Annotated in this window: 11 protein-coding genes; 7 read left to right on the top strand and 4 right to left on the bottom strand. The window is 61.0% G+C overall.

Translation table 11 applies throughout. The annotated features are described in order from the left end of the window. The first annotated feature begins 71 nt into the window (after positions 1-71). The 3 genes from putP to HMPREF2785_RS09925 are packed head-to-tail and all read left to right on the top strand — an operon-like array spanning position 72 to position 2775. The gene (gene putP, locus HMPREF2785_RS09935; protein WP_070615266.1) at positions 72-1646 is read left to right on the top strand and encodes a sodium/proline symporter PutP; all 1575 of its coding nucleotides are present in this window, start codon (positions 72-74) and stop codon (positions 1644-1646) included. A 6-nt stretch (positions 1647-1652) separates the two neighbouring features. Further along, on the top strand, positions 1653-2273 hold the full coding sequence (locus tag HMPREF2785_RS09930) for an HNH endonuclease family protein (RefSeq protein ID WP_070615263.1): 621 nt from the start codon (positions 1653-1655) through the stop codon (positions 2271-2273). Positions 2274-2289: 16 nt separating this feature from the next. Next, complete coding sequence (locus HMPREF2785_RS09925) at positions 2290-2775, top strand: DUF2269 family protein (protein ID WP_070615260.1); 486 nt, start codon at positions 2290-2292, stop codon at positions 2773-2775. A 70-nt stretch (positions 2776-2845) separates the two neighbouring features. Here HMPREF2785_RS09925 and HMPREF2785_RS09920 read toward each other — a convergent pair whose 3' ends face one another. The 3 genes from HMPREF2785_RS09920 to HMPREF2785_RS09910 all read right to left on the bottom strand — a co-directional run bounded on the left by HMPREF2785_RS09920 (position 2846) and on the right by HMPREF2785_RS09910 (position 7037). Then, the gene (locus tag HMPREF2785_RS09920) at positions 2846-3874 is read right to left on the bottom strand and encodes a chymotrypsin family serine protease (protein ID WP_070615258.1); all 1029 of its coding nucleotides are present in this window, start codon (positions 3872-3874) and stop codon (positions 2846-2848) included. Positions 3875-3972: 98 nt separating this feature from the next. Then, complete coding sequence (locus tag HMPREF2785_RS09915; protein WP_070569847.1) at positions 3973-4788, bottom strand: chymotrypsin family serine protease; 816 nt, start codon at positions 4786-4788, stop codon at positions 3973-3975. 107 nt (positions 4789-4895) lie between these two features. Continuing rightward, positions 4896-7037: a DEAD/DEAH box helicase gene (locus HMPREF2785_RS09910; RefSeq protein WP_070450179.1), complete on the bottom strand. Its 2142-nt coding sequence runs from the start codon at positions 7035-7037 to the stop codon at positions 4896-4898. A gap of 99 nt (positions 7038-7136) precedes the next feature. Here HMPREF2785_RS09910 and HMPREF2785_RS09905 point away from each other — a divergent pair, with 99 nt between their 5' ends. The 4 genes from HMPREF2785_RS09905 to HMPREF2785_RS09890 all read left to right on the top strand — a co-directional run bounded on the left by HMPREF2785_RS09905 (position 7137) and on the right by HMPREF2785_RS09890 (position 11902). Continuing rightward, the gene (locus tag HMPREF2785_RS09905; protein ID WP_070615255.1) at positions 7137-8486 is read left to right on the top strand and encodes a CitMHS family transporter; all 1350 of its coding nucleotides are present in this window, start codon (positions 7137-7139) and stop codon (positions 8484-8486) included. Between the two features lie 13 nt (positions 8487-8499). Further along, on the top strand, positions 8500-9093 hold the full coding sequence (locus tag HMPREF2785_RS09900) for a hypothetical protein (RefSeq protein ID WP_070569841.1): 594 nt from the start codon (positions 8500-8502) through the stop codon (positions 9091-9093). A gap of 40 nt (positions 9094-9133) precedes the next feature. Further along, positions 9134-10093, top strand: coding sequence for a hypothetical protein (locus HMPREF2785_RS09895; protein WP_070450190.1), 960 nt, complete (start codon positions 9134-9136; stop codon positions 10091-10093). Between the two features lie 399 nt (positions 10094-10492). Then, on the top strand, positions 10493-11902 hold the full coding sequence (locus tag HMPREF2785_RS09890) for an amino acid permease (protein ID WP_070615252.1): 1410 nt from the start codon (positions 10493-10495) through the stop codon (positions 11900-11902). A gap of 21 nt (positions 11903-11923) precedes the next feature. On the opposite strand, the gene hisD is transcribed toward HMPREF2785_RS09890, so the two are convergent. Next, a complete protein-coding gene (gene hisD / locus HMPREF2785_RS09885) occupies positions 11924-13222 on the bottom strand; it encodes a histidinol dehydrogenase (protein ID WP_070615249.1) in 1299 nt (432 codons plus the stop codon). Positions 13223-13294 lie beyond the last annotated feature (72 nt).

The following is a 13294-nucleotide window of genomic DNA, read 5'->3' as shown; positions in this document are numbered from 1 at the left end:
AAGGATTATGTGCAACGTAGAGCACCCTTACGTTAAAGTGTGGCGAACGTTACAAGAAGATTGGAGAAACTATGTCAGAGAGTTTCTGGCTTGTCCTCGCGATCGTCCTCTACTTCGGTGTCATGGTAGCCATCGGATTCTACTCATGGCTACAGACCGAGAAGTACGACGACTACGTACTAGGCGACCGTGGCCTCAATCCGTTCGTCGCGGCGCTTTCTGCCGGTGCTTCGGACATGTCCGGCTGGCTGCTGATGGGCCTGCCCGGCGCGCTGTTCGTCTCCGGCCTCAGTGAGCTCTGGATCGCCATCGGCCTCTTCCTTGGCACGTGGGCGAACTGGAAGTGGGTCGCACCCCGCATGCGCGCCTACACGGAAGTGTCCAACGACTCGATCACGCTGCCGAGCTTCTTTGAAAACCGCACGCACGACCAGTCTCGCGCGCTGCGTTTCACCTCCGCAGTGATCATCATCGTTTTCTTCACGTTCTACGTCTCCTCCGGCATGGTCGCCGGTGGCCGTTACTACGAGTCCACCTTCGACGGTGACTACCTGACCGGTGTGTTGATCGTCGGTTCTGTCACCGTGCTGTACACCTTCATCGGTGGCTTCCTGGCTGTGAGCTACACCGATGCCGTGCAGGGCACCTTGATGTTCCTGGCTCTGCTGATTGTGCCGGTGCTCGCGCTGTTTGCACTCAATAGCCCGTCCGACGTCCTCACGTGGCCGACCTCCCAGCCGTACGGCCCGTGGGAGAACGGCAATCCGAACTACTTCAACATGATCGCCGGCGTGTCCGCGGCAACGATTATCGGCAACCTGGCGTGGGGTCTTGGCTACTTCGGTCAGCCGCACATTGTCACCCGCTTCATGGCGTTGCGCTCCCCGGCACAAGCCAAGACCGCTCGCCGCACGGGCAGCATCTGGGTATTCATCTGCTTCGCAGGTGCGACACTCACCGCTCTGGTGGGCACCGCTTACTTCGGCCAGAAGTCCGCATCGGTGACCGACCAGTCCGGCTTTGAAACGGTCTTCCTCGACCTGGCTCGCATCATGTTCCACCCGCTGATCGCAGGTATCGTGCTTACCGCTGTGCTGGCGGCGATTATGTCCACGATGTCCTCGCAGCTGCTGGTGACCTCCTCAGCGCTGATTGAGGATCTCTACCGCATCTTTAAGAAGAACCCGAACCACACCACCCTGCTCGTGCTCTCGCGCACGATGGTGGTCGTCGTTGCTGCAATTGGCATGGTCATGGCGCTCAACCCGTCCGACACGATTCTGGGCCTTGTCGGCTTCGCATGGGCTGGCTTCGGTGCCTCCTTCGGCCCGGTAATCCTGGCGTCGCTGTACTGGCGCAAGCTCACCGCGCCGGGCGCGCTGGCCGGAATGATCGTCGGCGCAGTCACGGTCTTCGTCTGGGGCACGTACCTCAGCGACATCATCTACGAGATCGTCCCGGGCGTCGCCTTCGCCACCATCGCCATGGTCGGTGTGTCCCTGATGACTCGCCCGAAGGAAGGCGTGGCAGAAGAGTTCGACCAGGCTATCGCTGCAACCGACTACGCCCTTGCGCATCCAGAGGCATCCTTCGAGGAAGCCCTCGAGGCAACCAATGGGAACCAGGCAGGCTCTACCGCCGTCTAAGGAGGTATGCGTACCTACCTGACAATCTTGGTGATTCTCACCCTCGCGATCGTGCCGTTTCCCACGGCACGATCGCGTTTTTCTATCCCGACTCTCCCTCAGCGCGCGACTGTGCTGGGCTACGACCGCACCGCGTTTGGCACCGGCTGGGCCATCGATGGCACCGGGTGCACGACACGCGAGCGCATCGTGGTCCGCGACCTGGACAGCACGCAATGCTCACCGGACATGCTGCCCGTCACCCAAGCGCGTGCTGGAGCCGCCGCTACCGGCACCGACCCGTTTACCGGGGACGTGATGCGTCGCGAAGACATCGAGGTCGACCACATCCTCCCTGTTTCCGCCGCCTGGGACCTCGGCGCGCACCGTTGGGACGAAGCCATGCGCATCGCGTTCTACAACGATCCGCTCAACCTCATCGCCGTATCTTCCGCAGCGAACCAGGCCAAGTCCGACAAACTGCCTTCCGAGTGGATGCCGCCGAATCGCCGAGCCCGGTGCGCGTACGGCACCCGCATCGTGGAGGTGGCCACCCAATACCGCCTTCCGCTACCGGCAGAAGATGTGAAAGTGATCAAACGTGCATGTTCCGGCGTTATGGGACTCGTCGCCAATCAACAACTGTGAGGTAGAGTAGCGCCACATGAATACATTGCTTGTCTTCCTGCACGTGGTCTCTGCCATTTTGCTGCTCGGCCCAGTTGTCGTTTCCGCCTCCATGTTCCCCCGCCAGGCTGAAGAAGCCCGTAACGGTGGCGAAGAAGCGATGGGTCGCGCGTCGGTGCTGTACCGCATCACGAAGACCTACGGCCTGCTTTCCGCGCTTGTTCCGCTGCTCGGCGGTGTTGTCATGTTCGCTGATTGGGCGAGCTACAGCACCAACTACTGGCTGCACTCGGCCATTATCCTTTCCGTGATCGCGTGGGCGATCCTGCTGGCTATGGTGATCCCGCAGCAGCGCAAGATGCTGGGCACGATCGGTGCGCTCTCCCCTGATGAGGCCGATCCGACTGATGTCACCGAGGACTTTGAGAAGTCCAAGGCAAAGGCGAACGCTGGTGCCGGTGTGTTCAACGTGCTGTGGGTTTTGGTACTTGTCCTGATGTTCCTGCCGACGGACCTGTTCTAAACCTCCTCAGCGCAAGCAGTTGCCCCGGAGCCGCACTGTGTGGCTCCGGGGCGATTTTCATGTGCGCAGGTTAGAGAAACTGCATCGCAACGGGGATGGCGGCGATCAAGATCGAGACGATGATGCCGATGATCTCGCCGGTAGACAGCGAGCTACTGCTTGTCGACGACCCCTTCTCCCCCTGGGTATCCTGCTGCGCACCCGGCTGGGTGCCTGCCTGGTTGTCCTGTTGGGTGCCCGGCTGCCCAGGCACTGGGGCCGGTGCCGGGACTGTTGGCAAATTCGGCACAGCAATCGGTGGGCGTGCGGTGCCAGGTGTTCCGGGGGTGCCCTCAAACATGCTGGTGTCCAGCCCGCCTGCCTTGGCAAAATCAATCTGGAACTGACGATCCGACAGCGTCTCGCCGTCGTGGATTGACGCGGCCCAGCCCACCGGTTTGCCCGTTTGCCTCTTCCCGCCAATCACGATCGAAGGTGCTTTGGCCTCTCCTAGTGCCGCAGCCGACATCACACCGAGGAAGCCCCGTCCCGGTACCCACACTGGTCCGCCGGAATCGCCCTGCTGCCAGCCTTCGAGCTGCACGCCAAAGGATTCCGCAGACCATCCGGCAAACGTGCCGCATAAGATGTTGCGTGTGCCCATGTGGCTGGTTTCGCCGTGTGAGCAGACCTCGTCGCCGATCTTCACGTCGTCCTTGGTCAGCACCTTGTCGCCGGAATACGAGTTACCGGCAATTGCCACACCGGCGTCCCATTCGATCCAGCCCCAGTCGTTGTAAGGCAGGCGGGTGAAGTTCTTCGACGGGTGGAACGTGCCCATCTCTTCGCTAAATTCCATTGTCGCGCGGTCCATGAGGGACACACGCGCGCCCTCGCTGCCGCAGTGTGCAGCGGTGTAGCTCTTTCGGTTTGCCACATCGTTATAGCCGATGGTGCAGGCCCCGTGGCCCTCGATGTAGATGGCCTTGCCTTGCTCGACAACGGTCGGCGTTGCCGCGGTTGCAACCGCTGGGCTCAGCACCAGCGCGGCTGCACCAGCGGCGGCTACGAGGCTACGGACCTCGGTGTTCACCGTGGCGGCGAATCCCAATTTTCTCATTTGTATGACTTTCCTAGGGCACGGGTGACGCGCATTAGATTACCTGCTCACACCGCATCACGCAGGCAAATTCCACGTTCAATCGCACGGCGAAACACCTAGCCGTAGTGCAGCGACGCAGGACCATGAAAGCCAAGCCCGGTGAACAGGCGCAAGATGGCGTCGATAACTGCCCGGATCCCCTCAGCGACAGGACCAGTCAGCCCCGGTAGGAACGTGTTCTGCGCCCACAGTCCGACAAGGCGCGCATCTGGTACCGGCGGACCGTCCTGCGGCACGACCCCGACGACGAAGTTCTTGCCTTGCACGAGCGGCAACTGACGCGAGGTCCACATGCTGGAAACCACTCCAACGAAACCACGACCGGGCACCCACATCGGCCCGCCCGAATCACCGGGGCGAGTCAAAGGTGCGTTAAGGAGAAACGTGTTATCCGCCGACCCGCCAAAAGAACCGCAGGTGCGTCCACCACCCGCATGCGAGGTTCGACCGAAGTAGCACACGGTCTCTCCCATTCGAATGTCGTTGGGGTGCACCCAGGCATCGCCTGTGATGCGGTTGCCGTCAAGGCGCACACCTGGATCCCACTGGATTGCAGCCCAGTCGTTACCCAGGTGGCCGTCGTACGCCCGCGAACGGTACAAGGTGCCCACTGCCCCGCTGCGTGCATTGGTAGCGGGGTCGACGATTTCCACCCGTGCTCCGTTCCGTCCGCAGTGCGCCGCAACAAAACTGCGGTGACGTGCCGGATCGTTGTAACCCACCGTGCACACACCGGTGCCATGCACCACTACAGATCCACCCTGCGTGACAGTGCGGGTTTGCGCTGACGCCTCCACTGGAAGCACCCCAACCCCAGCGACGAGCGCAATCACGAATGCAGCGATGGTGGACAACAGGCGCGGTTGAAGCATGAAGGCGTGCTCTCTTTACAAACAAAACGGGGCCACCCCGGCCGGGCAAATGCTTTCCACACTGTACCCGGTTCCGAGATGGCCCCGTGTCGTTGACGCGCTAAGAACTAGTCGCGATATCCACCGCGATCCCGGTCGCCACGGCCACGGCCGCCGTAACCGCGGTCATCACGGTCGCGCCCGCCACGGTATCCACCGCGGTCACGGTCACCGCGGCCACGGCCGCCGTACCCACGATCGTCACGGTCGCGCCCACCGCGGTAGCCGCCACGGCCACGTCCGCCACGATCACGCGGCGGTGCACCATGGTCACGCTGGATGTTGATCAGCTGACCGGAAATGCGGGTGTCCTCCAGACGGTCCAGTACAGCGCGGTCAAGGTTCTTCGGCAGTTCCACCAGAGTGAAGTCACCGCCGATGGTGATGCGACCGAAGTCCTTGGAGCTCAGGCCGCCCTCGTTGGCCAGGGCACCCACGATGGCACCCGGGCGCACGTGCTGGCGCTTACCCACGTCGAGACGGTAGGTATCAAAGTTCTCGCTGTCACCACGACGACCACGACCACCACGCTCGCCACGATCAAATCGGTCACGGCCACGACGGTCGTCGCGGTCGAAACGATCGCGGTCACGACGATCACGACGGTCACGCTTGTCGCGCGGCGGCTCCTTCATCAGGAACTCGTCGCCAGCCAACGCCTGGGTAGCAAGCGCTGCGGCAATGTCATCCATCGGCACGTTGTTGGCCGCGGAGTACTCGCGCACCATGGTCTTGAAGATCTGCAGTTCAGAAGCCTCAAGCGACTCGGTGATGGAGTCCATGAACTTGGTCTTGCGGCTCTCGTTGACCTCGTCGACAGTCGGCAGTTCCATCTCTTCGATGGTCGCGTTGGTCACGCGCTCAATCGAGCGCAGCATGCGGCGCTCGCGCGGGGTGACAAACAGGATTGCCTCGCCGGTACGGCCTGCACGGCCGGTGCGGCCGATGCGGTGGACATACGACTCCGTGTCGTTCGGAATGTCGTAGTTAAGCACGTGAGAGATGCGCTCGACGTCCAGGCCGCGGGCTGCGACGTCGGTGGCCACGAGGATGTCCAGGCGGCCGTCGCGAAGCTGATCCACTGTGCGCTCACGCTGCTGCTGCGGAATATCGCCGTTAATGGCTGCGGCGGAGAAACCGCGTGCGCGCAGCTTCTCTGCAACGTCCTCGGTCTCGTTCTTGGTGCGAACGAACACGATCATCGCTTCAAACTCGGTCACCTCAAGAATGCGGGTGATCGCGTCGAGCTTGTTGCGGTGCGCCGTAAACAGGTAGCGCTGGGTGATGTTCGTGTTGGTGCGGGTCTCCGACTTAACGGTGACCTCTTCCGGATTGTTCAGGTAGTCGCGCGAAATCTTGCGGATCGCGTTCGGCATCGTCGCCGAGAACAGCGCAACCTGCTTCTCATCCGGGGTGTCCTCGAGGATGCGCTCGACATCCTCCTGGAAGCCCATGTTCAGCATCTCGTCTGCCTCGTCGAGCACGAGGAAGCGCAGGTTGGAGATGTCCAGCGAGCCCTTCTCCAGGTGGTCGATGACGCGACCCGGCGTACCGACGATCACCTGTGCGCCACGGCGCAGCCCCGAGAGCTGAATGCCGTAGGCCTGGCCGCCGTAGATCGGCAGCACGTTGATGCCGCCCAGGTGATCGGCAAACGATTGGAAGGAGTCCGACACCTGCAGTGCCAGCTCACGCGTCGGGGCGAGCACAAGTGCCTGCGGGTGACGCTTCTTGGGATCAATTTGGGACAGCACCGGCAGCGCGAATGCTGCGGTCTTACCCGTACCCGTCTGTGCCAGGCCGACGACGTCGCGGCCTTCCATCAGCAGCGGGATGGTCTGTGCCTGAATCGGCGAGGGCTGCTCGAAACCGACGCGCTTGACGGCCTCCACAACCTTGTCTGGCAGGCCGAGGGTTTCAAAGCCGTTCTCCGGCTTTACCTCTTCTGCCTTTTCCTCTGCGGTATCTGCAGCGTTATCGCCGTTGTCGGACTCTTCGTCCGTATCCGCGATCTTTACCACGTTGTCTTCAATTTCAATGGCCGCTTCTTCTTGTGCGGCGCCGGTTACCTCAGAAATCTCCGCATCCCTGGTGTCCTCTACTACGGCCTCAACAATCTCGGCCGCGACATCCTGCGGGTTTTCCTGATTTTCCGACACATTCATATCCGGCTCGTTCTCGCCGCCGGTGGCGTTTTCGGAAATGCTCATCGCCTGCCAACACTACGGCATTACCCCCTCAATCTGCTATTTCAACGGTTTTTAAAGAATCAAACCCGCTTTTTCTCAGCAATCATTTAGTATCCAGCCATGACTTCTCCCCTCGCACTGACAGTGCTTGGCCTTGCCATCATCGTGGTGACGGTCGGCCTGCTCCTCAAAGGCAAAACCCATCCGATCGTCGCAATGACGCTGATCCCGATCGTCGGTGCGATACTCACCGGCGCAGGCGTTGCGGAGATTTCGGACTTCTACCTCGACGGACTCGACAGAGTCATGAAGGTCGTGGTGATGTTCATCTTCGCCATCATCTACTTCGGCATTCTTTCGGACGTCGGCCTGTTCGAGCCGGTGATTAAGGCGTTGATCCGCGCGACCCGCGGCAAGCCGATTTTGGTCACGCTCGGCACTGCCGCAATCGCGGTCGTGGCGCACCTCGACGGTTCAGGCTCCACAACATTCCTGCTCACCATCCCCGCGTTGCTGCCGCTCTACGAGGCGATGCGTATGTCGCGCTACGTCCTGCTCACGCTCGTCGCTCTGTCGGCGTCGGTGATGAACATGCTGCCGTGGGGTGGCCCGGTTGGCCGCGCAAGTTCCGTCATCGGCCCTTCCCCGAACGAGATCTGGGCCCACCTCTTGCCGGTCCAGGGTGTGGCCATTGTCCTCGTGTTCGTCGTTGCCGCGATCTTCGGCATCATCGAACAGCGCCGTACTGCCAAGCAGGATGGTGACCACCAGCTGGTGGATGTTCACGCGGTTGCAGAAGACTTTTCTCGTCGTCAAGCAGAAGAGCGCTCCAAGCTGGAGTTCACCCAGCGCGGCGGCGCGTGGGTGACGTGGGCGAACACCCTGATCACGCTCGCACTCATCGGCGTGCTGGTGGCGGGTTTGGCCTCGCCGGCGCCCGCGTTCCTCGTCGGCACTGCGCTGCTCATGGCGTTGAACTTCCCGACGCTGGAAGATCAGAGCGATGCTTTACGACGACACGCCCCCACCGCCCTGTCCATGGCCGGCGTCATCCTCGCAGCCGCGATGTTCCTCGGCATCCTGGACGGCACTGGCATGCTCGAGCAGATTGCACTGTCGCTGATCGCCATCCTGCCGGCGTCTGTCGGTCCGTACATCCACGTGATCATCGGTCTGCTCGGCGTGCCGCTGGATCTGGCAACGTCGACGGACGCGTACTACTTCTCCGTGCTGCCGATCGTGCAGCAAACCGCAGAGGCGTTCGGCGTCTCCGGTATGGGTGCAGCGTCTGCCATGATCGTGGGTAACGTCATCGGCACCTTCGTCAGCCCCTTCTCCCCTGCACTGTGGCTCGCGCTCGGCCTGGCGCGTGCGGAGATGGGCAAGTACCTGCGCATCGCCTTCCCGATCTGCTGGGTGTTCTCGGTGATTTTGGTGCTCGGTTCCTGGGCGGTGGGCGTCTTCGCCTAATAGGGTCGTGTGCATGAACACACAACGCGCAACGCCTGCAACAGCCCTCGCCGCTGCTTTTGTTGCCTCACTGGCGCTTTCTGCATGCTCCACCAGCGACGACGTCCAGGAGGCGGAACTGAACGAATCTTCAGTGGACCCCTCCGCACAAGCAACAGAAGCTGCCCAAGCAACAGAAGCTGCCCTCGTCGAGCGTGATCCCGCCGACTTCACAGAAGGCGGCGAGTACCCGGCGTACGTCGTGGAGTTCGACTCCAAAACCACCTGTTCGTACTTCCCCGCCGGCGGAGATGACGACGGGTATCTGGGGTGCGTAATCGCACCGGCTGGGCAGATGCCGCCCTTAGACATTGACAACAGCCAGGGCACTCCCGTTGACCGGTTGATGTGGGTGTCAGAGATTGGCTTTGCCACGACCCACGATGTCGGCGGCGGTGACGCACAACCCGTGGGCGACGTGCTTCACCCCGGTGAACAGGTGACCATCAGCTATTACACCTTCACCCACGGGGCCGACGGCACAATTCGCGGCGAGCGCGACAACTCCTGGTTTGAGATCTCCCCCGACGGGCAATACTCCTCCGACCACTTCACACCAGGGGCGTAATTCCCTATGAGCACCACGTGGTGTTCCTAAACTAGGCGGTATGCAGTTTTCCCGCGCACACCGCACCACATCGATTCTCGCCGCAGTACTCGTCACCGCCGCAACCTTGACCGGTTGCGGCGATAGCTCTGAGCAGGCCCTGCCTGAGCCAACCGTTTCGGATTCGGCACAAGACACCGAATCCACGACGACCGCTTCCGACGCACCGGAAACGTCGGCCGAGGACACTCAAGACAACTACACGGATGTCGATCCTTCGCGGTTCGAACACAATGTTGTTGGGCTCGACTCAGGGGTGTTCGGGTGTCGGATCGGCAGGAACCCGGATGACACTCCAGTGTTCTGCCAGGCCGCGTTCGTCGATCCGATTCCTCCCGTAGAGCACACCGGTGGCGATCCGAACACCAAAATCCCCAATGTCATTTGGTACAAGCCGGACCGCGGTGGATTCATCACCGCAGTCTCTCCCGGCTCCCAGGGTTACGACATCCAGCCGAACCATCTCAACGAAGGCGAGCGTGTCACGATCAATGACGTCGTGATCACCAACCTCAACGGTGGCGGTGTCCGCGTCGAGTATGGCAACGACACCTTCGAGGTCCACGACGGCGTGTACTCCCGCCCGGGCAAGACCCAGAGCATCACCGAAGAACACACGGTGGCAAAGGGCGAACAGTGCGGCACCTCCGACATTCTTGGCACTGAGATGGGCGTGTACGCCCTGGAGGACAACACCACGTGCGATGTCGCAATGATGACGCTTGAGGGATACAAGGAAGCCGCGAAGAACGGTGAGATCCAAGGCAGTGTGTCCGCATGGACGAATGAGAAGAACGGCTGGGGTTGCATTGGCCGTTACCGACTTGGCGACGACGAGGACCTTCCCGAAAACCGCAGAACCGCCTGCACAGATTCGCAGATGAACGGCGCTAAAGCGTTCGAGGGCTCAGGCGGCGTGATCCTGCTCAACCCCTCCGAAGCACACCGCCTGAAAAATTAATTTGGCATTTTCGCCCCAAACTCAAGACAGCCGTGTTATGGTTCTCCACGTGATGAACCGCAACGCATTTTCCGCCACGGCCGACCAGGCCGTCGCTTTCGCGTTGCCGAATACCCAGCCGGCCCGCCTGCATCATCATCTGTAGCGCGGTGTCGGCCGACTTTTTCGCCCCTGCGCTAACTGCCCTTCGCAGCAAAGCGCGGGGGATTTTTCGTTAGCGTAAGCATTCGTCGAAACACGCCGCGCACCCGGAGACCCTCCCCTGCGGCGAGCCCCCAATCACTGTGCCACCGCCGGAAGGTCAAACCGGGAAGACGCAGCCCAGCCAGGGCATTGTCATCACCAATATTTTCCCGAAGCGATTCCATTCGCACATTGTCATTTGAAAGAGCACAGTTAATGTCCACCATGACTGCACCTACACAACAAGACACTCCCAAACCGAAACGGCCAGGTTTGACGGCCCGCCACATTCACTTCATCGCCTTGGGCTCCGCGATTGGTACCGGCCTGTTCTACGGCTCCGCCGGCGCAATCCAGGCGGCTGGTCCTTCTGTGCTCCTCGTCTACCTCCTGGGTGGCGCGGTGATGTACTTCATCCTCCGAGCTCTCGGCGAGATGAGTGTGCGTCACCCAGTGCGTGGCTCCTTCGCGGTGTACTGCCGCGAGTACCTGGGTGGCCTCGGTGGTTACATCACCGGTTGGATGTTCGCCTTCGAGATGATGATCGTGTGTCTGGCTGACTTAACGGCAATCACGATCTATATGAAGTTCTGGTTCCCCACAACACCAGCGTGGGTCTGGATCACCGTCACACTGCTGATCATCAGTGCAGCTAACCTTGCCGCTGTCCGTCTGTTTGGTGAGCTCGAGTTCATGCTCACCTTGATCAAGGTCGGCGCTGTGGTCGCCATGATCATCGGTGGCGCTGCAATCCTTATTTTCAACCTTGGCGAGTCCCCGGAGGCAATGGGTATTGACAACCTCTGGAACGACGGTGGTTTCTTCGCTAACGGCTTCTCCGGCATGGCAGCCTCGTTCATCCTCGTCCTCTTCGCTTTTGGTGGCACCGAGATCATCGGTGTCGCGGGCGCTGAGGCTGAGGATCCGGACCGCTCTATCCCGAAGGCAGTCAACACTGTCCCGATGCGCATCCTGATCTTCTACGTACTGTCCATCCTGGTCATCCTGATGATCAACCCGTGGCGCACGATTAACGGTGATGATTCCCCGTTCGTTCAGATCTTCGACACTCTCGGCGTGAGCTGGGCCGCAGCACTGCTGAACGTGGTTGTGCTCAGTGCTTCCCTGTCGGCGATTAACGCTGACCTGTTCTCTACCGGCCGCGTGCTCGCTGGTCTGGCGAAGGAAAACTTGGCTCCAAAGTCGATGGCGCGAACCTACCGTGATGTGCCAGTGATGACCGTTGCGATGCTCATCGTCGCCCTGATCGTCGGTGTGTTCTTGAACCAGCGTTACCCGGACATCTTCGGCACTATTGCAGCACTTGCAACCTTTGCCACCATCTTCGTCTGGTTGATGATTCTGATCGCACACATCGCTTCCCGCCGCGAGATGACCACCGAGGAAGTGAAGGCCCTGAAGTTCCCAGTCCCGTTCTGGCCTTACGGTCAGTGGTTCGCGGTAGCCTTCATTCTCTTCACCTTTGGCACGATGGTGTGGCTGCCTGAGTACCACGTAGCACTTGCAGTCGGTGTCGCCTTCCTCTTCGTAATGACCATCCTGTACTTCGTTACCGGTCGTCCACAGGCTGTCGCCGAAACTGAGTATGAGTACGAGGCGAAGTAGCAAGTACCTCGCCTCCGGCGGCTAGCCCCGCCTTGCCTTGATGGCCTCCCCGTGCGCGGGGAGGCCTTCTTCGTCTGCAAGGGTGATCACGGCATCCGCGACCTCTTCCAGTGCCTCAGCGGAGTACTCGACAATGTTCATCGGTTTGAGGAAGGTGTGCGTGCTCAACCCCGCGGCAAACCTTGCGGTACCTGACGTTGGCAGCACGTGGTTCGAACCTGCCGAGTAGTCCCCCAGTGGCACCGGCGAGTACGGTCCGACGAAGATAGCGCCGGCATTGTTGATCTCGCGCGCCACAGCCTGCGCATTTGCGGTGTGGATCTCCAGGTGCTCGGGCGCGTACACGTTGGTCACGTGCACGGCAGTCTCGATATCGTCCACAATCAAAATCCCGGACTGCGGGCCTTCCAGCGCGTCGCGCACGCGGTCAGCGTTGAGCGTGATGCCGTAGCGTTTCGCGATTTCCTTGTCGACGAGACCAGCCAGCTCCGGAGAATCCGTAATCAGAATCGATGCGGCCTGCTCGTCGTGCTCTGCCTGGGAGATCAGATCGTAGGCCAGGTAGACGGGGTCGGCGGTGTCGTCGGCAATGATCGCGATCTCGCTCGGACCGGCTTCCGCATCGATGCCCACTACGCCGTTGACCAGGCGCTTCGAGGCTGCAACGAACACGTTGCCGGGGCCGGTGATCATGTCGACCGGCTCGAGGTCGTCGTCACCGTAGGCCATCAGGGCCACCGCCTGCGCGCCGCCAACGGCCCACGCCTCGTCGATACCAAGCAGCGCACATGCGGCGAGGATCGTCGGGTGCGGCTGACCGTCAAAGTCTGCCTGCGGCGGGGTGCACACCACCATGGACTCCACGCCCGCTTCCTGGGCCGGAATCGCGTTCATCAGCACGCTCGACGGGTACACGGCCTTACCGCCGGGCACGTATAGGCCAACGCGGCGCACGGGGCGGAACACCTCAGTAACAACTGCTCCTGTCGCGAGTTCGGTCTTGCGCGTAGCTGGCTTTTGCTCAGCATGTACCTGTCGGATCCGCTGAATCGAGGTTTCCAGTGCAGCGCGAACATCAGCATCCAAACCATCCAACGCGGCCCGCATGGCATCCGAAGAAACTCGAACCGCTTCTGGGCGTACTCCGTCAAAACGTTCCCCGTATTCAAGTGCTGCCTCGGCACCGCGGCGACGGACGTCGTCGACAATCGGCGCGACCTGTTCTGCTGCGGAGCCGACATCGGTACCTGCACGAGGAAGAATTGCACGCAGTTCTCGTACCGAGGTCTCTCGTCCTCGCAGATCTGTCACGTTTAGCATGATGCTCCTTTGATTGTCGTGGACATCAATAGATGTTATCCAGCATTCGCCCTTTAAAAAGCGGTTTACCGA

This window comes from Corynebacterium sp. HMSC067D03 (genome assembly GCF_001811185.1).
GTDB classification, from domain to species: Bacteria; Actinomycetota; Actinomycetes; order Mycobacteriales; family Mycobacteriaceae; genus Corynebacterium; species Corynebacterium coyleae.
This window is presented reverse-complemented; position numbering and strand designations above follow the sequence as displayed.